General features: G+C 72.8%; 19 protein-coding genes and 1 pseudogene. 11 read left to right on the top strand and 9 right to left on the bottom strand.

Translation table 11 applies throughout. The features are described from left to right. Window positions 1-197: 197 nt before the first annotated feature. Together ABZ990_RS22640 and ABZ990_RS22635 are read left to right on the top strand one after the other, a co-directional pair. Window positions 198-896 (top strand): CoA pyrophosphatase, encoded by a 699-nt coding sequence (locus tag ABZ990_RS22640; RefSeq protein ID WP_361234358.1) that lies wholly within the window; start codon window positions 198-200, stop codon window positions 894-896. 46 nt (window positions 897-942) lie between these two features. Beyond that, window positions 943-2,142: a MarP family serine protease gene (locus tag ABZ990_RS22635; protein WP_361234355.1), complete on the top strand. Its 1,200-nt coding sequence runs from the start codon at window positions 943-945 to the stop codon at window positions 2,140-2,142. Window positions 2,143-2,283: 141 nt separating this feature from the next. Here the strand turns inward: ABZ990_RS22635 and ABZ990_RS22630 are convergent, their stop codons facing one another. From ABZ990_RS22630 to ABZ990_RS22605, 6 genes are all read right to left on the bottom strand, one after another. After that, window positions 2,284-2,472, bottom strand: coding sequence for a hypothetical protein (locus ABZ990_RS22630; protein ID WP_361234353.1), 189 nt, complete (start codon window positions 2,470-2,472; stop codon window positions 2,284-2,286). Window positions 2,473-2,583: 111 nt separating this feature from the next. Next, a complete protein-coding gene (locus tag ABZ990_RS22625) occupies window positions 2,584-3,531 on the bottom strand; it encodes an alpha/beta hydrolase (protein ID WP_361234350.1) in 948 nt (315 codons plus the stop codon). After that, entirely contained in the window at window positions 3,528-4,022 is a 495-nt protein-coding gene (locus ABZ990_RS22620) for a phage holin family protein (RefSeq protein WP_361234347.1), read from the bottom strand. The genes ABZ990_RS22625 and ABZ990_RS22620 overlap by 4 nt, the downstream gene beginning before the upstream one ends. A gap of 46 nt (window positions 4,023-4,068) precedes the next feature. Then, the gene (gene nhaA, locus ABZ990_RS22615; protein ID WP_361234345.1) at window positions 4,069-5,493 is read right to left on the bottom strand and encodes a Na+/H+ antiporter NhaA; all 1,425 of its coding nucleotides are present in this window, start codon (window positions 5,491-5,493) and stop codon (window positions 4,069-4,071) included. 213 nt (window positions 5,494-5,706) lie between these two features. Beyond that, the gene (acs, locus tag ABZ990_RS22610; RefSeq protein ID WP_361234342.1) at window positions 5,707-7,662 is read right to left on the bottom strand and encodes an acetate--CoA ligase; all 1,956 of its coding nucleotides are present in this window, start codon (window positions 7,660-7,662) and stop codon (window positions 5,707-5,709) included. Window positions 7,663-7,853: 191 nt separating this feature from the next. Then, complete coding sequence (locus ABZ990_RS22605; RefSeq protein ID WP_361234339.1) at window positions 7,854-10,487, bottom strand: SulP family inorganic anion transporter; 2,634 nt, start codon at window positions 10,485-10,487, stop codon at window positions 7,854-7,856. Window positions 10,488-10,743: 256 nt separating this feature from the next. Between ABZ990_RS22605 and ABZ990_RS22600 the strand changes: the two genes are divergently transcribed. Next, the gene (locus tag ABZ990_RS22600) at window positions 10,744-12,078 is read left to right on the top strand and encodes a hypothetical protein (RefSeq protein ID WP_361234336.1); all 1,335 of its coding nucleotides are present in this window, start codon (window positions 10,744-10,746) and stop codon (window positions 12,076-12,078) included. On the opposite strand, the gene ABZ990_RS22595 is transcribed toward ABZ990_RS22600, so the two are convergent. Continuing rightward, the gene (locus tag ABZ990_RS22595; protein WP_361234334.1) at window positions 12,056-13,042 is read right to left on the bottom strand and encodes an ATP-binding protein; all 987 of its coding nucleotides are present in this window, start codon (window positions 13,040-13,042) and stop codon (window positions 12,056-12,058) included. The genes ABZ990_RS22600 and ABZ990_RS22595 overlap by 23 nt on opposite strands. Window positions 13,043-13,144: 102 nt before the next feature. Here ABZ990_RS22595 and ABZ990_RS22590 point away from each other — a divergent pair, with 102 nt between their 5' ends. Then, window positions 13,145-13,963 (top strand): oxidoreductase, encoded by an 819-nt coding sequence (locus ABZ990_RS22590; protein ID WP_361234331.1) that lies wholly within the window; start codon window positions 13,145-13,147, stop codon window positions 13,961-13,963. A gap of 659 nt (window positions 13,964-14,622) precedes the next feature. Here ABZ990_RS22590 and ABZ990_RS22585 read toward each other — a convergent pair. Beyond that, on the bottom strand, window positions 14,623-15,462 hold the full coding sequence (locus tag ABZ990_RS22585) for an HAD-IB family hydrolase (protein WP_361234328.1): 840 nt from the start codon (window positions 15,460-15,462) through the stop codon (window positions 14,623-14,625). Window positions 15,463-15,917: 455 nt separating this feature from the next. On the opposite strand from ABZ990_RS22585, the gene ssd reads away from it, so the two are divergent. The 7 genes and pseudogenes from ssd to ABZ990_RS22550 all read left to right on the top strand — a co-directional run. Further along, a complete protein-coding gene (gene ssd / locus ABZ990_RS22580) occupies window positions 15,918-17,096 on the top strand; it encodes a septum site-determining protein Ssd (protein ID WP_361234325.1) in 1,179 nt (392 codons plus the stop codon). Next, on the top strand, window positions 17,093-18,244 hold the full coding sequence (locus ABZ990_RS22575) for a TadA family conjugal transfer-associated ATPase (RefSeq protein WP_361234322.1): 1,152 nt from the start codon (window positions 17,093-17,095) through the stop codon (window positions 18,242-18,244). The genes ssd and ABZ990_RS22575 overlap by 4 nt, the downstream gene beginning before the upstream one ends. A gap of 49 nt (window positions 18,245-18,293) precedes the next feature. Then, entirely contained in the window at window positions 18,294-19,223 is a 930-nt protein-coding gene (locus ABZ990_RS22570; protein ID WP_361234367.1) for a type II secretion system F family protein, read from the top strand. Beyond that, on the top strand, window positions 19,220-19,996 hold the full coding sequence (locus ABZ990_RS22565; RefSeq protein ID WP_361234319.1) for a type II secretion system F family protein: 777 nt from the start codon (window positions 19,220-19,222) through the stop codon (window positions 19,994-19,996). Before ABZ990_RS22570 ends, ABZ990_RS22565 begins: the two co-directional genes overlap by 4 nt. Before the next feature lie 130 nt (window positions 19,997-20,126). Continuing rightward, window positions 20,127-20,342: a DUF4244 domain-containing protein gene (locus tag ABZ990_RS22560; protein WP_361234316.1), complete on the top strand. Its 216-nt coding sequence runs from the start codon at window positions 20,127-20,129 to the stop codon at window positions 20,340-20,342. Beyond that, entirely contained in the window at window positions 20,329-20,685 is a 357-nt protein-coding gene (locus tag ABZ990_RS22555) for a TadE family type IV pilus minor pilin (RefSeq protein ID WP_361234313.1), read from the top strand. The genes ABZ990_RS22560 and ABZ990_RS22555 overlap by 14 nt, the downstream gene beginning before the upstream one ends. Further along, window positions 20,682-20,966, top strand: a pseudogene (locus ABZ990_RS22550) (Rv3654c family TadE-like protein); the annotation flags it as partial. The gene ABZ990_RS22555 and the pseudogene ABZ990_RS22550, both read left to right, overlap by 4 nt. 40 nt (window positions 20,967-21,006) lie before the next feature. On the opposite strand, the gene ABZ990_RS22545 reads toward ABZ990_RS22550, so the two are convergent. Continuing rightward, on the bottom strand, window positions 21,007-23,628 hold the full coding sequence (locus tag ABZ990_RS22545; RefSeq protein WP_361234310.1) for a DEAD/DEAH box helicase: 2,622 nt from the start codon (window positions 23,626-23,628) through the stop codon (window positions 21,007-21,009). Window positions 23,629-23,685 lie beyond the last annotated feature (57 nt).

Here is a 23,685-nt window from a genome sequence, read left to right as displayed (position 1 = left end):
CGTAGTTGCGCGTCGTCGAGGCCGTACCGGACCAGGTTGCTGCCGCCGCCGAGGTCGACGAGCCGGCTCTCCTGCTCCCAGCCGGCGAAGGGCCGGGCCCGGCCCGGTGTCCCCCACAGGAGCGAACCTGCGCCGGAAGACGGCGGCGGGGGAACGAATGAGGACGCCGACCGCGTTGTGAGATCACGGGGGTGCCAATGACGCGCACGGGTGAAGAGATTCAGGGAACGGGCGGGCTGCTCAGCCGGGACGGGCTGCCCGGCTGGCTGGCGCCGGTCGACCACGTGGCCCGCAGGGTCGAGCCGGGGCAGCTGAGCAGCTTCCTGCCGCCCGAGGACGGCGGCGGACGGCAGTCCGCCGTGCTCATCCTCTTCGGCGACGGGGAGCGCGGTCCCGAACTGCTCCTGATGGAGCGTTCCGGCAGCCTGCGCAAGCACGCCGGGCAGCCGTCGTTCCCCGGCGGCTCCCTGGACCCCGAGGACGGCGCCCCGGCCGACGGCGGTCTGCTGCGCGCCGCGCTGCGCGAGGCACGCGAGGAGACCGGCCTCGACCCGTCCGGCGTGCAGCTCTTCGGGGTGCTGCCCCGTCTCTACATCCCGGTCAGCGGCTTCGTCGTCACCCCCGTGCTCGGCTGGTGGCGCACGCCGACCCCGGTCGGAGTCGTGGATCCCGCCGAGACCGCCCGGGTCTTCACCGTCCCCGTGGCGGATCTCACGGACCCCGCGAACCGTGTCATGGCGGTCCATCCGAGAATCCACGACGGCCCCGCGTTCCTCGTCGCTTCCACCCTGGTCTGGGGTTTCACCGCCGGAGTGATCGACCGCATCCTGCACTACGCCGGCTGGGAGCGGCCCTGGGATCACACCAGGAAGGTCACGCTGGACATCCGGTCGTGACAGGCTGGGCCGGGCGACCGAAGACGAACATGTGAGGCTACCGACGGTGAACGTGCTGGACATTCTGCTGCTGCTCGCCGCCGTGTGGTTCGCCGTCATCGGCTACCGCCAGGGCTTCGTCGTCGGCATCCTGTCCGTGATCGGCTTCCTCGGCGGCGGTCTCGTTGCCGTATCGCTGCTGCCCATCCTGTGGAACCAGCTGACCGAACACAGCCAGGTCACCACGGCGGTGACCGTCGTCTTCGTCATGGTGGTCATCGTCTGCGCCTCCGTCGGCCAGGCGTTCACTACCCACCTCGGCAGCAAGCTGCGGGTGCACATCACCCTGGCCCCCGCCCGCGCCCTGGACGCCACCGGCGGCGCGCTGGTCAATGTCGTCGCCATGCTCCTGGTGGCCTGGCTGATCGGCTCCGCGCTCGCCCGTACCGCCATACCCACCCTGGGCAAGGAGGTCCGCGACTCCAAGGTGCTGCTCGGGGTCTCCCAGGTGATGCCCGCTCAGGCGCCGGGCTGGCTGGACGACTTCTCCTCGGTCCTCGCCCAGAACGGCTTCCCGCAGGTCTTCAGCCCCTTCACCAACGAACAGATCACCGAGGTCCTGCCGCCCGACCCGACCCTCGCGGGCAGCCCCGTCGCCGCCCGCGCCCAGCGCTCCATCGTCAAGGTCGTCGGCACCGCGCCCAGTTGCGGCAAGGTCCTCGAAGGCACCGGCTTCGTGTTCGCCGACCGCCGCGTCATGACCAACGCGCATGTGGTCGGCGGCGTCGCCGAGCCCACCGTGCAGATCGGCGGCGAGGGCAAGCTCTACGACGCGAAGGTCGTGCTCTACGACTGGCAGCGCGACATCGCCGTCCTGGACGTCCCCGACCTGGAGGCCAAGCCGCTCCAGTTCACCGACCAGGACGCCCGCAGCGGCGACGACGCCATCGTGGCCGGCTTCCCGGAGAACGGCGGCTACGACGTCCGCTCGGCCCGCGTCCGCGGCCGGATCAGCGCCGACGGCCCGGACATCTACCACCGCGGCGAGGTGCGCCGAAACGTCTACTCGCTCTTCACGACCGTCCGGCAGGGCAACTCCGGCGGGCCGCTGCTCACCGAGGACGGCAAGGTGTACGGCGTGATCTTCGCCCGTTCCCTCGACGACGCCCAGACGGGCTACGCCCTGACGGCCGACGAGATCCGCGACGACATCGTCCGGGGCCGGAGCGCGGTCCAGCAGGTCGACAGCCAGGGCTGCGCGCTCTAGGAGCGCCCTGCCCGCCGATGCTCTCAAGGACGTGAGGGCTCCCGTACGGGGGAAGCGGCGTCGGTACGGCCGGCCGCCGCGTACGGGAGCGGGAAGCGCGCGCGGTGGTGAGCGAGCGCGCGGGAGCGGATGGGCGCGCGGCTACGAACGGGTGTGGCGCAGCCGCGCCGAGACCCAGCGGGCACGACGGCGCAGGATGCGTGAGATGCCCACGTCCCGCGCCGGATGCGCGTGGCCCTGGTTCTGTCCGCCACCCCGCTCGGGGGTGTCGGATGCGCCGATCGAGCGGCGGTCGCGTGCCGTTTCACCGTAGTCGTGCGTCCAGCTCATACCGGGACGTGTGCCCGGGCCCCAAGGTCGGTAACCGCCTGGGGGCCCGCCAATTGGCGTATGCGCGGGGCACATGGCGAATCGGCGTACGCCCGTGCGTCAACGGCCCCCTCAGCGGTCCGGTTCAGGGTCCTTCAGCCAGTTGACAAGCTCGGTGGTGAACGCCACCGGGTCCTCCTCGTGGGGGAAGTGCCCGAGGCCGTCGAAGAGCCGCCAGCGGTACGGCGCCTCCACGAACTGACCGGAGCCGGCCGCGCTGCGGGTGCGCATCACCGGGTCCAGCGAGCCGTGCAGATGGAGCGTCGGCACCCGCACCGGCCGCTTCATGCGCCGGTTGAACTGGACGCCGTCGGGCCGGGCCAGGGACCGCACCATCCAGCGGTACGGCTCGATCGAGCAGTGCGCGGTGGACGGGATGCACATGGCCCGCCGGTAGACGGCCAGCGCCTCGTCGTCGACGGCGGACTTCAGATGCGGACCGGACCAGTCCTCGATGAGCCGGCCCACCAGCGCCCCCTCGTCCGCGACGAGCTGACGCTCCGGAATCCACGGCCGCTGGAAGCCCCATACGTACGAGCCGGCGCGGGTCTGCGCGAAGTCGGACAGCATCGCCGAGCGCCAGCGGCGCGGGTGCGGCATCGAGGAGACCACGAGACGGCGCACCAGCTTGGGCCGCATCACGGCGGCCGTCCAGGCGAGATAGCCGCCCAGGTCGTGGCCGACGAGCGCCGCGTCGGGCTCGCCGAGCGAGCGCACCACGCCGGTGATGTCGAGGGCCAGGTTGGCGGGGTCGTAACCGCGCGGGGTGCGGTCGCTGCCGCCGACGCCCCGCAGGTCCATCGCCACGGCGCGGAACCCGGCCTCGGCGAGCGCGGGCAGCTGGTGCCGCCAGGTCCACCAGAACTGCGGGAAGCCGTGGAGCAGCAGCACCAGTGGCCCGTCGCCCATCTCGGCGATGTGGAAACGGGCGCCGTTGGCGGCGACGTCGCGATGGGTCCAGGGTCCGTCGATACGGACCGGGCCGGCGCCGCCGGCGCCGCTGCTCTCGGGGACGGTCATGCGGAGGAGCGTGCCACAGACGCGGACTTGTCCTGGGTCGCCGGGACCGTGACGGTGGCCGGACGCGGGTGCGGCTTCACGTTCTGCACGATCGCGGCGGTCTCCTTGGCGGAGGCGAGGGACTTCTCCGGCTTCTTGATCTTCTTGAACTTGGCGACCGCGATCAGCCCGAGCACCACGGCGATCAGGACGTTCGCGATGAAGGAGAGCCCGAAGCACCAGAGGAGGTTCCAGCCGCCGTTGCCGTTGTGACCGCCGGTCCAGGTGTTGATGGCATATGCCAGCACGAAGCTCAGCATCGGCAGCGAGAACAGCAGCATCACGACCGCGATGATGCCGATCGCGCTGCCGAGCAGGCCGCGGTTCACATCCCGCTTGATCTCCGCCTTGGCCAGGGCGATCTCGTCGTGCACCAGTGCGGACATCTCGGCGGTCGCCGAGGCGACCAGCTGGCCGAGGCTGCGCTCGGTTCCGTCGAACGGGTCGCTCATGGCTGCTCCCTCTTCTCCCCTTACGGGCCGGTTAGTGGCTCTCAGATCATGCCGGACGGTCGCCCTCGTCGCGCGATGCCCCCGCCAGTCGGGCGCGCTCACGGTGCTCGGCGGCCTTCCGTTCATGGATCTCGGCCATTCTCAGGTGGTACGCCGGGTCGTCCTGCTCGTACACGTCGGGAACACCGTCGTGGTCTTCGTCACGGTCCTCCTCGGCACACAGCGCCTGGTAGTGGCGGACCCGCATTTTCAGCAGGATCGAGGCGAGGACGGCGGCGATGAGCGAGCCGATCAGGATGGACGCCTTGACCTCGTCCGTCAGGGTGGCGTCGCCCGCGAAGGCCAGTTCGTCGATGAGCAGCGAGACGGTGAAGCCGATGCCGGCGAGGGTGGCGAGCGCGAAGACGTCGGGCCAGCGCAGATCGGGGTTCAGCTCCGCCCGGGTGAAACGGGTGGTGAGCCAGGTGCCGCCGAAGATGCCGAAGGCCTTGCCGGCCACCAGTCCGAGCAACACGCCGAGCGTGACGGGCTGGGTGAAGACATCGCTCATGGCACCCCCGGAGAGGGTGACCCCGGCCGAGAACAGGGCGAACAGCGGCACCGCGAGACCAGCGGAGACGGGGCGGATCAGATGGGCGACCCGCTCGCCGGGGGAGTGCTCCTCGTCCTCGCGGGGGGTGCAGCGCAGCATCAGACCCATGGCGACACCGGCGATGGTGGCGTGGATGCCGCTGTTGTACATCAGGCCCCAGATCACGAGCGCGAGCGGCACGTACACGTACCAGCCGCGGACGTTCTTGCGCACCAGCACCCAGAAGACGGCGAGACCGGCCACCGCGCCGCCAAGGGCGACGAAGTTCAGGTCGCTGGTGAAGAAGACCGCGATGATCAGGATGGCCAGCAGGTCGTCGACGACCGCGAGGGTGAGCAGGAAGGCGCGCAGCGCGGAGGGGAGCGAGGTGCCGATCACGGCGAGGACGGCGAGCGCGAAGGCGATGTCGGTGGCGGTGGGTACGGCCCAGCCGTCGAGGGTGCCGCCGCCGATCGCGTTGACCAGCGTGTAGACGAGGGCGGGGGCGGCCATGCCGCACACCGCGGCGATGACGGGCAGCGCGGCGGCCCGGGGATTGCGCAGTTCGCCCGCGACCATTTCGCGCTTGAGCTCGACACCGGCGACGAAGAAGAAGACCGCGAGCAGCCCGTCCGCGGCCCAGTGCTGGACCGACAGATGGAGCCCCAGGGCCGCCGGGCCGAAGTGGAAGTCCCGGATGGCCGCGTAACTCTCCTGGAGCGGGGTGTTCGCCCAGACGAGTGCCACGACGGCGGCGATCAGGAGCAGCATCCCGCCGACGGTCTCGGTGCGCAGGGCGTCGGTGAGGAACCGGCGTTCAGGGAGCGGGAGACGGCCGAGGAACTTGCGGGTGGTGGGCGCGGGCACGGGGTGTACCTCCGGTGGGTGGGCATGACGCATCGCATGCCGACCAGACTTCCCGGCGCACCTAGATAAACCTCTACCTTACCCAAACGAGCCCGGCCGCGCGCGGTGATCTCCGTACGCCGTGTGCGACGGGCCCCCGGCGGGCGGGACCACCCGGGGCGGCCACCGGCCGCCGAAGCGGTCGCGGGCCACGTGAAAGCGCCCGCCCCGGATCTCCGGGACGGGCGCTCACCCGCGCTTTTCCGGTCAGCCCTCGGTGGGCGAGGACGGCAGCTTGGTCTGGATGAGGTCCATGACCGACGAGTCCGTCAGCGTGGTCACGTCGCCCAGCTCGCGGTTCTCGGCGACATCGCGCAGCAGACGGCGCATGATCTTGCCGGAACGGGTCTTCGGCAGTTCGGCCACCGGGAGGATCCGCTTCGGCTTGGCGATCGGGCCGAGGGTGGCGCCGACGTGGTCGCGGAGCGAGGCGACGAGGCCGTCGTCCTCGGTCGCCGTGCCGCGCAGTATGACGAAGGCGACGATCGCCTGGCCGGTGGTCTCGTCGGCGGCGCCGACCACGGCCGCCTCGGCGACGGCCGGGTGGGAGACGAGCGCGGACTCGACCTCGGTGGTGGAGATGTTGTGGCCCGAGACGAGCATGACGTCGTCGACCCGGCCGAGCAGCCAGATGTCGCCGTCCTCGTCCTTCTTGGCGCCGTCGCCGGCGAAGTACAGGCCCTCGAAGCGGGACCAGTAGGTGTCGATGAAGCGCTGGTCGTCGCCCCAGATGGTGCGGAGCATCGCCGGCCACGGCTCGGTGAGCACCAGGTAGCCGCCGCCCCCGTTCGGGACCTCGTGCGCCTCGTCGTCGACGACGGTGGCGCAGATGCCGGGCAGCGGGCGCTGGGCCGAGCCGGGCTTGGTCTCGGTGACGCCGGGCAGCGGGGAGATCATCATCGCGCCGGTCTCGGTCTGCCACCAGGTGTCCACTATCGGGCAGCGGCCGCCGCCGATGTGCTCGCGGTACCACACCCATGCCTCGGGGTTGATCGGCTCGCCGACGGAACCGAGGACGCGCAGCGACGACAGGTCGAACTTGGCGGGGATGTCGTCGCCCCACTTCATGAACGTGCGGATCGCGGTCGGCGCCGTGTAGAGGATCGTGACGCCGTACTTCTGCACGATCTCCCAGAACCGGCCCTGGTGCGGGCTGTCCGGGGTGCCCTCGTACATGACCTGGGTCGCGCCGTTGGCCAGCGGCCCGTACACGATGTACGAGTGGCCGGTGACCCAGCCGATGTCGGCGGTGCACCAGAAGACGTCGGTCTCCGGCTTGAGGTCGAAGACCGCGTGGTGGGTGTACGCGGCCTGGGTGAGGTAGCCGCCGGAGGTGTGCAGGATGCCCTTCGGCTTCCCGGTGGTGCCCGAGGTGTACAGGATGAACAGCGGGTGCTCGGCCGGGAACGCCTCCGGGGTGTGCTCGGCCGACTGGCGGGCGACGATGTCGTCCCACCAGACGTCCCGGCCCTCGGTGAAGGCGGTGTCCTGGCCGGTACGGCGGACCACCAGGACGTGCTCGACCTGCGGGCACTTGGTCACGGCCTCGTCGATCGCCGGCTTGAGCGCGGACGGCTTGCCGCGGCGGTAGCCGCCGTCGGCGGTGACGACCAGCTTGGCGTCGGCGTCCTGGATCCGGGAGGCGACGGCGTCGGCCGAGAAGCCGCCGAAGACGACCGAGTGGGCGGCGCCGATGCGGGCGCAGGCCAGCATCGTGATGGCGGCCTCGGGGATCATCGGCAGGTAGACCGCGACCCGGTCGCCCTTGCGGACGCCGAGTTCGAGCAGCGCGTTGGCCGCCCGGGAGACCTCGTCCTTGAGCTGGGCGTAGGTGATCGCGCGGCTGTCGCCGGGCTCGCCCTCGAAGTGGATGGCCACCCGGTCCCCGTGACCGGCCTCGACGTGCCGGTCCACGCAGTTGTACGCGACGTTCAGCTCGCCGTCGGCGAACCACTTGGCGAACGGCGGGTTCGACCAGTCGAGGGTCTCGGTGGGCTCGGTGGCCCAGGTCAGCCGCTTCGCCTGCTCGGCCCAGAAGCCCAGCCGGTCCGCCTTGGCCTGCTCGTACGCCTCCGCCGTGACATTGGCGTGCGCGGCCAGCTCGGCGGGCGGTGTGAATCGCCGCTCCTCGCGCAGAAGGTTGGCCAAGGATTCGTTGCTCACGACTTCTCCCTTTCCCAGGGCGCCTTATGTGCCTTGTGTCCCGCCGCCTAGCTCACCAGCCAGACGCCCGGGTGGCAAGAGTTTCCGGGCAAGTGGTTTAGACCTATGAGTACGGGCGAACGTGACCCCCGCTCTCCCGGGCGGGGGAGAGTGGGGGCCATCCACTTACACGCGCGAGCGGAACGGACGGTTCAGGAAACGGGAGCGGTTTTCAGGTCTTTCTCCGTCCGTCCGGGAGGGCCGATCGGGTCGGTCGGGGTGGTGGTGGCGTTCGGGTCGCTCGTGTCCGGCGCGTCAGGAGCGGGCGGTACATGTGTGAACACGTCGTCGTACCCGTAAACCTCCGCGGCGTCCGGGGCCAGCAGATAGACCTGGGCCTCGCCCACGTGGAAGTACATCCCGTGCAGGCTCAGGTTGCCCTCGGCGAGTCTCCGTGCCACCGACGGGTACGCCCGCAGGTGCTCCAGCTGTTGCACCACATTGGTCAGGCACAGTTGTTCGATCTCATCGGCCGGCAGCCGTCCCGCGATCCGGGCCCAGGCGTGGCGTCTGTTCCGCATCCGGGCCAGGCTCGGCCGGGCGTGCCGCAGCCAGCGGCGCAGCGGGGTCGGCGCGCCGTCCGCGGCACCCTGGAGAAGGGCCTGCATCGCGCCGCAGCCGGAGTGGCCGCACACCGTGATCGACTCGACCCGCAGCACCTCCACCGCGTACTCGATCGCGGCCGCCACCGAGTCGTCCCCGCTCTCCTCGCCGGGCGGCGGCACCAGATTGCCCACATTGCGCACGGTGAACAGGTCGCCCGGCCCGCTGGCCGTGATCATGCTGGTGACCAGCCGGGAGTCGGAACAGGTCAGGAAGAGATGGGTCGGCCGCTGGCCGTCCCGGGCGAGCCGCGCCAGCTCGGCTCTGACGAGGGGCGCCGTGTCCCGCTGGAAAGCACCCACACCGCTCGCCAGCCGGTGCCCGGTGGCGCTTTTCGATTCCGGCGGCGCCTCGGGGCCGCCGGCGGTGCGGGGTCCCTCGCCGTGCCGGTGGCCGGGCCAGGGCGTCCAGGGGCGGCGCGGATGCCCGACGGGCCGCGCGCCGGCGTCCATCGCCGGGCCGGCTGTCGGGTCGGGCGTCGGGCCGGGGGTCGAGTCCGCCGCCGGGCCGGTTGTCGGGGCGGCCTTGAAAAGCCCTTTGGGCGGCGGCCGTTCGGCGGTCGGCTCCCCGGCCGGGCCGTTCGTCGCCACGGTGCCGCCGAAGGCCCGGTGCGTGGTCTGCCAGTCGTGCAGCGTCTCGTGCGCCGCGTGGTCCATGAACGAGCCCTCCAGTTCCACGACGGCGTCGGCGCCCGCCGGGATCTGGTGCAGGGCCCGGCTCAGCCGGGGTACCGCGAGAAAGGTCAACTGGCCTTTGATCCTCACCAGATGGGAGCCGCCCCGTTTCTCCCTGGTGATCCGGGTGCGGGCCAGCCGGTGCAGCGCGACGGCCACCGCAGCGGCGACGCCGAGGCCCACCCCCTGGAGGATCCCGAGGAAGACCACGCCCGCCGACGTCACCACGTACACCGGGACTTCGCGATGGCGTGTGACCGTACGCAGATGGGTGATGCCGGCCATCTGGATCCCGACCACCATCACCAGGGCGGCCAGCGCGGGCAGCGGGACGAGGTCGAGGACCGGGACGAGGAGCAGGGACGCGAGGACGATCCAGACGCCGTGCAGCATCGTGGAGTGACGGCTGACGGCGCCCGCCGAGACGTTGGCGACGCTGCGCACGGCGACCCCGGCCACCGGCAGACCGCCGAGCGCCCCGGAGACGATGTTCGCCGCCCCCTGCCCGGCGAGTTCGCGGTCGAGGTCGGAACGGGGCGGGGCGGCCGGCCGGTCTCCTGAACCTTTGCCGGTCGCCGGGTCAGTCGCCGGGTCGGTCGCCGGGTCGTCCGTGGCTCCGGCGGCCCCGGCGGCGGCACGCCGGGCGGCGAGTTTGTCGACGGCGACGGCGGACAACAGCGACTGCACGCTGGTCACCAGGACGATGGTGAGCACCCCGGCGGCGATCCCGAGGACCGGGCCCTCGGGCAGCCCGGGCAGTACATGGCCGCTCCACGACGGCAGGTCGACCCGGGGCACCCGGAGGCCCGCCCCCGCGGCGAGTGCCGTGGCGGCGGCGACCGCGACGAGCGCGGCGGGAACCGCGCGGCGCAACAGCCGTCCCGTACGGCCGCCGGGCAGTCGTGGCCAGAGCAGCAGCAGGGCGACGGTGAGCGCGCTGACGGCGAGCGAGGCGCCCGAGGCGTGCGCCAACTGGGCGGGCAGGCCCAGCACGTTGTCGACGGTGGAACTCTGGGGGCTGCCGCCGAGCACGATGTGCAGCTGGGCGAGGGCGATGGTGGCCCCGATGCCCGCGAGCATCCCGTGCACGATGGCGGGGGAGACGGCGAGGGCGGTGCGCGCCACCCGCAGGGCGGCGAGGCCGAGTTGGAGGAATCCGGCGAGCACCGTGATGGCGCACGTGGTGCGCCAGCCGTAGCGCTGGATCAACTCGGCGGTCACGACGGTCAGTCCGGCGGCGGGGCCGCTGACCTGGAGCGGGGAGCCGCCGAGACGGCCGGCGACGATGCCGCCGACGGCGGCGGCCACCAGGCCGGCCTGGAGCGGTGCTCCGGTGGCGAGGGCGATGCCGAGGGAGAGCGGCAGCGCGATCAGGAAGACGGCGAGGGACGCGGATACGTCCGCGCCCGCGAGGGCGAAGCGGCGTGGTCCGCCCGGCGGCGCGTGGGGCCGCTGGGCGCGTGGTCGGTTGGTCGTGCGGGTGGGTGTACCGGGGCTGCAGAGAGTCATTTCCCGTCTCCTCCGGGTCGGCCGCGGACGCGGCTCGTGCGGGGTGCGATGGCGGGGCACCGATCAACGCTCGGTAAATGAATGGTAATGGAGAGTAAAGACTCTGGCAGGAAAAACAGGGCAAATAGGTCAACGATTCACTGGTTCCGGTGACAGAACGTAGCCATGCCGCTTGTCGTTGACGCCCTTCGGCTTCTCGGGTGCGACGTTGACGCCGCTTGTACGTAAATCGGAGAATCCGAAGAGAGGCGGGCGGATGTCAGCCACCGGGAGAAGGAACGCGAGACGGGGCAGGAGCAGAACCACCGCGCAGAGGAAGGCGCTTGCCCTCGGCGCCCTCACCGTCGCCCTGACGGCCGGTCTCGCCGGCTGCTCCGGCTCGGGCGGCCCCGCCCAGAAGGGCACTTCGGGCGCGGACGGAGTGAAGAAGGGGGCCGCCGCCCCGCAGGGAGCGGTGCGTCTGATCGGCGACGGCTCCACCGCCTTCACCGGCACCCAGCCCCACCAGCCCACCTGGGCGCGCCTGAAGCAGGGACAGGAGCCCCCGCAGTTCGTGGTGTTCTCCTGGGACGGCGCGGGCGAGGACAGCCAGAAGCTCTTCTCGCACTTTCGCGAGGTGGGCAAGAAGTACGGCGCCACGATGACATACTTCCTCAGCGGTGTGTATCTGCTGCCTGAGGAGAAACGTCACCTCTACAACCCGCCGCAGCACTCCCCGGGCCGCTCCGACATCGGCTTCAACGACCTCCAGGGCATCCGCGACACTGTGCGCGAGCTGCGCGGCGCGTGGGAGGAGGGCAACGAGATCGGCACCCACTTCAACGGCCACTTCTGCGGCGAGGACGGCGGAGTGGGCACCTGGTCGGTCGACGAGTGGAAGAGTGAGATCAACCAGGCCAAGTCCTTCGTCAAGCACTGGAAGACCAACTCCGGTCTGAAGGCGGAGCAGCCGCTGCCCTTCGACTACGACAAGGAACTGGCCGGCGCCCGCACCCCGTGCCTGGAGGGCCGCAAGAACTTCGTCAAGGCCGCCTCGCAGCTGGGCTTCCGCTACGACACCAGCGGTGTCAACGACCAGATCTGGCCCAAGAAGGACCACGGTCTGTGGGACCTGTCGATGCAGCTCGTCCCGGTTCCCGGCCGCGAGTTCGAGACCCTGTCCATGGACTACAACTTCATGGTCAACCAGTCCGGGACGGCCACCCAGGGCGACCCGTCCCAGCACGACTACTGGGGCAACCAGATGCGCGACGGCCTCGTCGAGGCATTCGAGCGCTCCTACCGGGGCAACCGCGCGCCGCTGATCATCGGCAACCACTTCGAGTCCTGGAACGGCGGCACGTACATGCGCGCCATCGAGGACACCATCTCCACGGTCTGCGTGCAGAAGGACGTCAAGTGCGTCTCCTTCCGCCAGCTCGCGGACTGGCTGGACGACCAGGACCCGGCCGTCCTCGCCAAGCTCCACACGCTGAAGGTCGGCGAGGCCCCGCCGGGCGGCTGGACGTCCTTCCTGGCCCCGAAGCCCGCCGCTCCGGCGGGGGCCCCGGCGGCCAAGCAGGCCGGCGTCAAGCAGGCTGCACCGCACTGAGCCCTTCGGACAGCGTGAAGGAGGGGTCGACCTGCGCCGCCAGGTCGGCCCCCGTCCGTGCGTTGCCCCAGCTCTCCGCGTTGCGCAGATGGAAGTGGACCATCTGACGCGTGTAGCGCTCCCAGTCGCGGTGCGCGTACGAGTCGTCGGCGGTGCGCTGGAGCGCGCGCAGAGCCGCCCGGTTGCGGTCCTCCAGGGCCGCGAACGGGGACGGGCGACCCTTCTCCATGGCGCGGACCCAGTCCGAGTGGCCGACCGTCACCAGGAGGTCGTCGCCCACCTCGGCGCGCAGGAAGTCGACGTCGTCCTCGCCCTGCACCTTGTTGCCGACGACCTTCAGGGCGACACCGAAGTCCCGCGCGTACTCCTTGTACTGGCGGTAGACCGAGACGCCCTTGCGGGTCGGCTCGGCGACCAGGAACGTCATGTCGAAGCGGGTGAACATGCCGGAGGCGAAGGAGTCGGAGCCGGCCGTCATGTCGACCACCACGTACTCGCCGGGCCCGTCCACCAGGTGGTTCAGGCACAGTTCGACCGCGCCGACCTTCGAGTGGTAGCAGGCCACGCCGAGGTCCGACTCGGTGAACGGCCCCGTGGCCATCAGCCGGATCCCCTGGTCGTCGAGTGCCACCGGCCGCGCGCAGGCGTCGTAGACCGGGTTGTCCTCGCGCACCCCGAGGAGCCGCGACCCCTCCCCGGGCGGGGTGGTCTTGATCATCGTGTCGGCGGAGGCGATCCGCGGGTTCGCGCCCCGCAGGTACTCCTTGATCAGCGGCAGATGCGCCCCCATCGCGGGGAGCGCGGCGGTCTCCTCGTCGGAGAGGCCGAGCGCGGCGCCGAGGTGCTGGTTGATGTCCGCGTCGACCGCGACGACCGGGGCTCCGGTGGTGGCGAGGTGTCGGATGAAGAGGGAGGACAGGGTGGTCTTGCCACTCCCGCCCTTCCCTACGAAAGCGATCTTCATGTTCACCTAGCGTAGTAGCCGTACTGCGGTCCGTGGTCAAGGTGCGTGAAGAAGACCACTCCAACGTGGGGCGGCGGCCCGGGGCGCGTAGCCTCCCTACTTATGAGTACGCACGCCTCTGACCCCCTGGCCGCCCTCGGCTCCCTGCCGGGCGTCGCCGACTCGGTGGACTCCGTACGCAAGGCGGTCGACCGGGTCTACGGCCACCGCGTGATGCGCCGCCGCAGCAACGAGATCACCTCCGAGGCGGCACTGCGCGGGGCGCGCGGCTCGGCCGCGCTCGCCGGTGCCGACTGGGCCCTGGAAGAGGTCCGCCGCCGGACCGACTTCAGCGCCGACCCGGAGGCCCGCACCGTGGGCGCGGCACTGCGACTGAGCGCCGAGGGCGGGCAGTTGCTCTCCATCTGGCGCCAGTCGCCGCTGCGGGTGCTCGCCCGGCTGCACCTGGTCGCCGAGGGTGAGCCGCTCGACTCGACGGGCCGTCCGCGACAGGCCGGCGAGCCGGTCGACGAGCCGCTGATCAAGGCGCCGCTGCCGACGTCGGCGGAGGTCTCGGGCCGGCTCGACGGGCTCGCGGAACTGATCATCGCGGGTGGCGAGGCCCCGGCCCTGGTCACGGCGGCCGTGGTGCACGGCGAACTGCTCGCCCTGCGCCCCTTCACCACCCACAACGGGCTGATCGCACGGGCCGCCGAGCGGATCGTGCTGGTCGGCAGCGGTCTCGACCCCAAGTCGATCTGCCCGGCCGAGGTCGGCCACGCCGAACTGGGGCGGGACGCCTACCTGGCCGCCTTCGAGGGCTATGTCTCGGGGACCGCGGAGGGCATGGCCGCCTGGATCACGCACTGCGGGCGCGCGGTCGAACTCGGGGTACGCGAGTCGACGGCGGTCTGCGAGGCACTGCAGCGCGGAGCGGCCTGAGCCGCCCGGAAGTTCTGCGCACAGGGTTGCGGCGGTACCGGTTCCGGTACCGCCGCTGGCACGTCCACCCAGTTACCAAGCGTCCTCGTGATGTGCCCATCAGGCGGGGTTGCTTTGCCCTTCGCCTGGTGCGGCTGGCCCTTAATCGAAGGGTCGACGTCGCGTGGGTGCCAGGTTTCTGTGCGTCAGGTCCGTGGGGCCTTCTTGCTCAACAGGTGATCCTCTCGGATGTCCCAGGTCTCGCGGGCCTGATTCCTTTCTACTCCTGTCCGGAAAGAAGCGAAAGTCCTGACTCCGCTTCTTTGCTTTCCTCGCGGAACGGGGCGGAACGATCCGCCCGGCCCGGGGTCTTCGCGGCCTTCGCGCCCCGGGCCCGGTACGGCGGACGGGCCCTAGGCCGCGTCTGACAAATCCCGCCTGGTGCGCGACGCCCGGCACGCACTCCCCCGTAGCCCTTCGGGCACGGGAGGTGCCCCCACGCTGCGTTGTCGGGGTTGTCCAAGTACATCCAGTACGAGGACAACCCTCCGCCTTGCGATTGCTGCTCGGCATCCGAAGGATGAATCAAGCGCCGAGACGGAGCGAGCGAAGCGAGCGCAGTGCACCGGACGCCGCGCACCCCGCCCTTCGGGCGGACGGCGCTCTTTGCCAGACACGGCCTAGGCGCAGCGGGCGGCGGAGCTCCGGCGGCGGCGTCCGGCGTACCAGACGAGTCCGGCCGTGACGGCCGCCGCGCCCACGGCGACCGCGGCCACGAGCGCCGGGCGGGCGGGCATCGAGGGCAGCCGCTGCTTCAGCCGGACCGGCTTGTCGAACACCAGCACGGGCCACTCGCGCGCGACCGCCTCGCGCCGCAGCGCCCGGTCCGGGTTCACCGCGAACGGGTGGCCGACGGCCTCCAGCATCGGCAGGTCGGTCGCCGAGTCGCTGTACGCGTAGCAACGCGCCAGGTCGTAGCCCTCGGACGCGGCCAGCTCCCGGACCGCCTCCGCCTTGGTCGGGCCGTACGCGTAGTACTCCACCTCGCCGGTGAAGCAGCCGTCCTCGCCGACCACCATCCGGGTCGCCACGACCCGGTCGGCGCCCAGCATCTCGCCGATGGGCTCGACGACCTCGGCCCCGGAGGTCGAGACGATCACCACGTCGCGGCCGGCGGCGTGGTGCTCCTCGATGAGGGAGGCGGCCTCGTCGTAGATGATCGGGTCGATCAGGTCGTGCAGGGTCTCGGCCACGAGTTCCTTGACCTGTGCGACGTTCCAGCCTTTGCAGAGCGCGGAAAGATATTCACGCATCCGCTCCATCTGGTCGTGATCGGCTCCGCCCACCAGGAACACGAACTGGATGTACGCCGTCCGCAGTGCGGCACGGCGACTGATCAGTCCGCCCCGGTAGAAGGACTTGCTGAAGGTCAGCGTCGAGGACTTCGCAATGACCGTCTTGTCCAGGTCAAAGAAGGCTGCTGCGCGCGGCATCGAGTGGTTTTCCACGAGCCCGAGCATAGGTGCCCGCCATTCGGCGTACGCTGGGGCGCGTGGGTTTGCCTGAGAAGGCTCTCGGGTACACCATGGAAGTCACGGATCGTTCGCGACCGTGCTAACCCGGTCCGGCTCCTCCCCCCCCCCCCGAGTCGGCCGGAGAGACGACCCCCGCTCTCCCCCCCCGGCGGGGGTCGTCGCATGTCCGGAGCGGTTTTCGCCCGTCGACTCGTCATTGCCACCCCTTCCTTGGCCCGCGCACGGGTAGACGGCACGAGGCCGAGACCGACCCCGATTCGTCACTCAGCGTAGTCGACGGGGTGCTCTCCGGGCAGTACCGGTTCGGGTGGAGAAGTTATTCACAACCGGTGGGTTATCCACAGTTTTTCAGCAAGATCCACAAGATTTCCGAGATGGCTGCACGGTGATTCCGGTCGCGAAGTCCGCGAACCGCCGGAATCACACGAGGAGTGTGCGCCATGAAGGGATCGACCGCTCGCGGAAGGACGCGGGGAGACGGTTCGGCCGCCCGCCCGGACAACGGACCGGACCGCGCCGGGACCACGACGAGCCCCGTTTCCGGGCGCGAGGCGGCGCGGGCGGCCCGCCCGCTGATCGTGACGGAGGACCTCGCGCTCCTGGACGACCTGCTGCGGCTGTGCGCCGCGGCCGGCGCCGAACCCGAGGTGTTCCACGCCGTGCCCGAACCCCGCTCCGGCTGGACCCGCCCACCCCTCGTCCTGGTCGGCGACGACGCGGCGAGCCGCTGCCGGGGCGCCACCCGCAGGCCGGGCGTCCTGCTCGTCGGCCGGGACCTGGGCGACGACCCCGGCAAATGGCGGCGCGCCGTCGAGATCGGCGCGGAAAGCGTCCTCGACCTGCCCCGCGACGAGAGCCGGCTCGTCGACCTGCTCGCCGACGCCGCCGAGGGCGTCGGCCGGCCCGCCCTGACCGTCGGCGTCCTCGGCGGTCGCGGCGGCGCCGGGGCCTCGACCCTGTCCTGCGCCCTCGCGCTCGCCGCCGCGCGGACCGGGCGGCGCACCCTGCTCGTCGACGGCGACCCGCTCGGCGGCGGACTCGACGTCCTGCTCGGCGGCGAGCGCGCCGAAGGCCGGCGCTGGCCCGACTTCGCCGCGTCGAAAGGCCGCGTGGCGGGCGCCGCCCTGGAGGAATCCCTGCCCCTGGTACGCGGCGTACGGGTGCTCAGCTGGGACCGCGGCGACCCCGTCCCCGTACCGCCCGAGGCCGTGCGCTCGGTGCTCGCGGCCGCCCGCAGGCGGGGCGGCGCCGTCGTCGTCGACCTGCCCCGCCGGATCGACGCCACCGCCACCGAGATCCTCGCCCAGCTCGACCTCGGACTGCTGATCGTCCCCGGCGAACTGCGCGCCGTCGCCGCCGCCCACCGGGTGGCCAGGGCGACCGGCCGGGTGCTGCGCGACCTGCGCGTGGTCGTCCGCGGGCCGTACGCCCCCGGCCTCGACGAACGGTGGATCGCCGACGCCCTCCGGCTGCCCCTCGTCGGCGAACTCCCCGCCGAACCCGGGCCCGCGACGGCCGGGGACGGCGGCCCGCCACCGGGCGCCGACGCCCGCGGCGGACTCGGCCGGTTCTGCGCCGGGTTCTGGGAGCGCGCCCTCCTCGCGGAGCGTGCGGTATGAGCGGCCCGGCCCTGCTCGACGCGGTGCGCCAACGGCTCGCGCAGAGCGGCGCGGACCCCACCCCGGCCCGGGTCGCCGCCGCGCTGCGGGCCCAGGGGCGTCTGCTGGGCGACACCGAAGTGCTCGGCGCCGCGGAGGAACTGCGCAGCGAACTCGTCGGCACCGGCCCCCTGGAACCCCTGCTCGCCGACCCCCGCGTCACCGACGTGCTGGTCTGCGCGCCCGACCGGGTCTGGGTGGACCGCGGCACCGGACTCGAACCGACCGGGGTGACCTTCCGGGACGCGGCGGCGATCCGCAGGCTCGCCCAGCGGCTCGCGGCCGTGGCAGGCCGCCGTCTCGACGACGCCCGGCCCTGGGTGGACGCCCGGCTTCCGGACGGCACCCGGATGCACGCCGTGCTGCCCCCGATCGCCGTCGGCTCGACCTGTCTCTCGCTGCGGGTGGTGCGGCCGAGAGCCTTCGCCGTGGCCGAATTGACCGAGGCGGGCACCGTCCCGCCCGGCGGCGAGCCGCTGCTGAGGGCCCTGATCGAGGCCCGGATCTCGTTCCTCGTCAGCGGAGGCACCGGATCCGGCAAGACCACCCTGCTGTCCACCCTGCTCGGCCTGGTGGGCCCGCGCGAGCGGATCGTCGTCGCCGAGGACTCGGCCGAACTGCGCCCCGACCACCCGCATGTGGTGCGCCTGGAGGCCCGGCCGCCCAACCAGGAGGGCGCTGGTCTCGTGACCCTGCGGGACCTGGTGCGCCAGGCCCTGCGGATGCGGCCGGACCGGCTCGTGGTCGGCGAGGTCCGGGGTCCTGAGGCGGTCGATCTGCTGGCCGCCCTCAACACCGGCCACGCCGGCTGCGGGACCGTCCACGCCAACACGGCGGCCGACGTACCGGCCCGGCTGGAGGCGCTCGGCACCTCGGCGGGGCTCGACCGGGCCGCCCTGCACAGCCAGTTGGGAGCCGGTCTGTCGGTGGTGCTGCACCTGGTGCGGGACCGGTCGGGGCATCGGCGGATCGCCGAAGCGCACGTCCTGGAACGGGACCGCGAGGGGCTGGTCACGACCGTGCCCGCGCTCCGCTGGGCGGCGGGCGGGTTCACGCGGGAGCGGGGCTGGGAGCGGCTGTGGTCGCTGATCGGGGAGGGCGCCCGATGAGGGCCCGGGACGGGGGACGGCGATGGGGACGGTGAGGGGGATGGCGGTGATGTCGGCGATGGCGGGGGCGACCGCGATGACGGGTCCGGCGACGGGCGCGATGGCCGGCGCGATGACGAGTGTGGCGGTGCTGTGCGCGGCGGTGGCGTGCGCGGTGGCCCTGTGGTGGTGGACGGACGGGCACGGGAAGGGGCGGCGCCGGGCCCGGGCGGTCCTCGCTCTGCCGGCCGGGGCACAGGTCGGTGCGGGCGCGCCGTCGCTGACCACGGCCGTCGGCCGCTGGTGGGGCATGGCGCGGGGCCGGAGGGAGTGGCTGTGCCTGCCGGGTTCGGCCGTCGTCGCGCTGCTCGGCGCCTCGCCCCTGCCGCTGCTCGCGGGGGCGGCGGCGGTCCCGCTGGTGGGACGCGGACTGCGGACCACCCGGGAGCGGGCGGAGCGGGAGGCGCGCGCCGACCGGGTGGTGGCCCTGTGCGGGGCGGTCGCCGGGGAACTGAAGGCCGGCTGGCAGCCCGCCCAGGCGCTGGCGTTCGCGGCGCGGACGACCGGGGCGCTCGGCGGTCAGGAGGCGGCGGTTCTCGCGGCGGCCCGGTTCGGCGGGGACGTACCGGAAGCGCTGCGCCGCGCGGCCCGGCGGGACGGCGCGGGCGGACTGGCCGGGATGGCCGCCTGCTGGCAGGTCGCCGTCGACGGCGGCGCGGGACTCGCCGCCGGCCTGGACCGGCTGGAGACGGCGCTGCGTGCCCACCGGGACCAGCGGGAGCGGGTGCGGGCCCAACTGGCCGGCGCCTGGGCCACCGTGGGGGTGCTCGCCGTCCTGCCGGTGGCGGGACTCGGGCTCGGGGCGGCGCTCGGGGCCCGGCCGCTGCGGGTCCTGCTGCACACCCCGGCGGGCCTGGGCTGTCTGCTCGTCGGAGGCGCCCTGGAAGCCCTGGGGCTGTGGTGGGCGAGCCGGATCGTGCGGGGCGGTGAACGGCTGTGACCGGGCTCGTCGCGGTGGTCTGCGTGCTGGTGACGGTGGCCGGCGCGGTGGCCGAACGGCGCCGGGGACGGCGGGCGCGCCGATGTCTCGCGCTGCTGCTCGGGTCCGGGTCCGGGTCCGGGTCCGGGCCGGTGGCCCCGGCCCGACTGCGCCACCCCCTGCCGCCCCGGCTGCGGGCCTGGGGGATGCCCGGTGCGGCGGGGCTCGCGGCGTACGCGCTGATCGGCGGCCTCGTGGGACCGGTGGCCGGGGCCGGTGTCGCCTGGGGCCTGTGGTGGTGGCGTACGCACCGGACGCGCGCCACACCGGAGAACGAGGCCGAACAGGCGGAGATGGAACGCCGGCTGCCGCTCGCCGCCGACCTTCTGGCGGCCTGTGTCTCGGCCGGCGCCGCGCCCGGGGAGGCGGCCGAGGCGGTCGGCCGGTCGCTGGGCGGACCCGTCGGCGAACGGCTGGTCCGTACGGCGGCGGAGCTGCGGCTCGGCGGTGAACCGGCCGAGGTGTGGCGCGGGTTCGGGTCGATACCGGGCGCCGAGGCCCTGGCCCGGTGCCTGGAGCGCGCCGCCCTGTCCGGTGCCCCCGCGGCCGAGGCCGTGGCACGGCACGCGGAGGGACTGCGGGCGGCCCGCGCCCGGGCGGCGGCGACCCGGGCCCAGCGGGCGCAGGTGCTGATCACGGCGCCGGTCGGGCTGTGTTTCCTGCCCGCCTTCCTGGCGGTGGGGGTGGCCCCGGTGGTCATCGGGCTGGCGAGCGGACTGCTCGCCGGCCGGTGACGGACGCGGCGAGCACGCCGGGCCGAGTCCGCGAGAGCAGGGCGGCGGTATCGCCGCGTCAGCGGCATCACGAGTCGGCAATCAATCGAGACAGCGAATCAAAAAGACGACGAGTCAAGGAGACGTTCCGATGACAAGGGTGAACGTAAGGAAGCGGTTGGCAGGCTGGTGGCGGGTCCGCGTGGCGAGGGTACGGCGTGACGCGGGCATGAGCACCACCGAGTACGCGATGGGCACGATCGCCGCGGCGGCGTTCGCGGCCGTGCTCTACAAGGTGCTGACGAGCGGCACGGTGGCGAAGGCCCTGGAGTCGGTGATCGGCAAGGCCCTCCATGCGCCGTTCTGACCGGGGGTCGGTGACGGCGGAGGCGGCCGTCGCCCTGCCCGCGCTGGTCCTGTTCACGGCGGCCCTGCTGTGGGGTCTGGCCGCGGCCGCCGCCCAGATCAGGTGTGTGGACGCGGCCAGGGCCGGGGCGCGGGCGGTCGCCCGTTCCGAGCCGGAGCCGGCCGCCCGGGCCGCGGCCCGAGCGGCCGCCCCCGACGGCGCCCGGGTCACCGTGGCGCGGGACGGCGAGCTGTGGCGGGTCACGGTGGAGGCGAGCGCACCCGGCCCCGGCGGGCTCGGGCTGACCCTGCGGGCCGCAGCGGCGGCGCTCGCCGAGGACTCGGTGGGGGAGGCGGCGCCATGACCCGGCACCGGGGCGGCCGGGGCCGGGGCGACCGGGGAGTGGCGACGGTGTGGGCGGCGTTCGCCGCGTGCGCGCTGTGCGTGGTGTTCGGCGCGGTCCTCGCCCTCGGGCAGGCCGTGACCGCCCGCCACCAGGCGGGTTCCGCGGCCGACCTGGCGGCCCTCGCCGCCGCCGACCGCTCGCTGTGGGGAGAACGGGACGCCTGTGCCGCCGCCGGCCGGGTGGCCGCGGCTCACGGCGCCGCTCTCGCGCGCTGCGGTGTCCGCGAGGACGTCGCGGAGGTCACCGCCCGGATCGCCGTCGGCCCCTGGGCGGCGGAGGTCAGGGCGCGGGCGGGGCCGCCGGCGCCTCGGGGCCTGCCGGGTCTGACGGGTCGTCCGGCGACGGCGCGGGAGTCGACGGACCTGACGGACCTGATAGGTCCGCCGGATCTGACGGGTCACCCGGGTTCGCCGGGGCCGCCGGGTCACCCGGATCCGTCGGCTCATCCGGGTCCGCCGGGGCCCCGCGCAGGAGTTCCGTGAGGAGGCGTACGGCACCTCGTTTGTGGAGCGGGTCGTTGCCGTTGCCGCACTTCGGGGACTGGATGCAGGAGGGGCAGCCGGAGTCGCACTCGCAGGAGGCGATGGCCTCCCGGGTGGCGGTCAGCCAGGCGCGGGCGGTGTGGAAGGCGCGTTCCGCGAAGCCCGCGCCGCCCGGATGGCCGTCGTAGACGAAGACGGTCGGCAGCAGGGTGTCGGGGTGCAGCGGTACGGAGACCCCGCCGATGTCCCAGCGGTCGCAGGTGGCGAAGAGCGGGAGCATGCCGATGGAGGCGTGTTCGGCGGCGTGCAGGGCGCCGCCGAGGATCTCCGGGTTGATCCGGGCGGCGTCGAGCTGGTCCTCGGTGACCGTCCACCACACGGCCCGGGTGCGCAGGGTGCGGGGCGGCAGGTCGAGCTTGGTCTCGCCGAGCACCTCGCCGGTCACGAGACGGCGGCGGAGGAAGGAGACGACCTGGTTGGTGACCTCGACGGAGCCGTAGCAGAGGCGGCCGGCTCCCCAGGGAATCTCGGTGTCGGTGGACAGGACGGAGATGGAGGTGGTGTCGCGGGCGGTGGTGGAGTACGTCGGGTTCGCCTCCTCGACCAGGGCCACGGAGTCCGTCAGGTCCAGCTCGCGGACCAGATAGGTGCGGCCCTGGTGGAGGTGGACGGCGCCCTCGTGGACGGACGCGTGCGAGGCGGCCTCGTCGACGGTGCCGAGCAGCCGGCCGGTGCCCGTCTCGACGATCCGGACCGGGTCGCCCCCGCCGCCGCGGATGTCGGTGAGGTCGGCGGCCCGTTCCCGGCGGGTCCAGTACCAGCCGGTGGCCCGGCGGCGCAGCAGTCCGGCGGCCTCCAGCTGGGGCAGCAGCTCGGGCACGGCGGGGCCGAAGAGTTCCAGATCGGCTTCGGTGAGCGGTAGTTCGGAGGCGGCGGCGCACAGATGGGGGGTGAGGACGTAAGGGTTGTCGGGGTCCAGGACGGTCGACTCGACCGGCTGTCGGAAGATCGCCTCGGGGTGGTGGACCAGGAAGGTGTCGAGCGGGTCGTCCCGGGCGACCAGGACGGCGAGCGCGCCCTCGCCCGACCGGCCCGCGCGGCCGGCCTGCTGCCACAGCGAGGCCCGGGTGCCGGGGTAGCCGGCGATCACGACGGCGTCGAGGCCCGAGACGTCGACGCCCAGCTCCAGGGCGGTGGTCGCGGCGAGGCCGAGCAGTTCGCCGGAGTGCAGGGCGCGTTCCAGGGCCCGGCGTTCCTCGGGCAGGTAGCCGCCCCGGTAGGCGGCGACCCGGCGGACCAGGGAGCGGTCGACCTCGGCGAGGCGTTCCTGGGCGATGACCGAGACGAGTTCGGCGCCACGCCGGGAGCGTACGAAGGCGACCGAGCGGACGCCCTGCACGGTCAGGTCGGTCAGCAGGTCTGCGGTCTCGGCGGTGGCGGAGCGCCGGACGGGGGCGCCGTGCTCGCCGTGCAGTTCGGTCAGGGGCGGCTCCCACAGGGCGAACACCAGCTCGCCGCGCGGGGAGGCGTCGTCGGCGACCTCGGTGACGGGCAGTCCGGTGAGCCGGCCCGCGGCCCGGGCCGGGTCGGCGGAGGTGGCCGAGGCGAGCAGGAAGACCGGCTCGGAGCCGTACCGGGCGCAGACGCGCCGCAGCCGCCGCAGGACCTGGGCGACATGGGAGCCGAAGACGCCCCGGTAGGTGTGACATTCGTCGACGACGACATAGCGCAGGGAACGCAGGAAGGAGGACCAGCGGGGGTGGGAGGGCAGGATCCCGCGGTGCAGCATGTCGGGGTTGGTGAGCACGTAGTTCGCGTACTGGCGGACCCATTCGCGCTCCTCCACCGGGGTGTCGCCGTCGTAGACGGCGGGCCGGATCCGGTTGCCGAGCGGGGCGGCCAGTTCGCGTACGGCGCGCCGCTGGTCGGCGGCCAGGGCCTTCGTCGGGGCCAGATAGAGGGCGGTGGCGCCCCGCCCGTTCGCGGCCTCGGAGCCGTCGAGGAGCGTGGACAGGACGGGAGTGAGATAGGCGAGCGACTTGCCCGAGGCGGTTCCTGTGGCGATCACCACTGAGGTGCCGTCCAGCGCGTGCTCGGCGGCCTCGGCCTGATGGGCCCAGGGATGGGCGATCCCGGCTTTCTCGATCGCGGCGATCACCTCGGCCCGGACCCGGTGCGGCCACACGGCATGACGACCCGTACGGGCGGGCAGATGCTCCGTATGAGTGATGCGCGCGGCCCGGCTCTCACCACTGGAGAGCCGGTCGAGGACCTCGCCGGGAGAGGGGCGGTTGCCCGGTTCTCCGGCGGGTCGGCGGGGGCGGTGTTTCTCGGCCATCGGCACCGAGTGTGTCACCGGCGTGACGGACAATGCTCCCAAGGCGTCGTGCGTGGCAGCCGGTAAGTGATTGAATGCCATCGCGGCCGGCGTTCCGTCCCGTGGCTCCACACGGGAGTTTCGAGGGACGGCCGCTCG

This window comes from Streptomyces sp. NPDC046203 (genome assembly GCF_040646255.1).
Taxonomy (GTDB): Bacteria; Actinomycetota; Actinomycetes; order Streptomycetales; family Streptomycetaceae; genus Streptomyces.
This window is presented reverse-complemented; position numbering and strand designations above follow the sequence as displayed.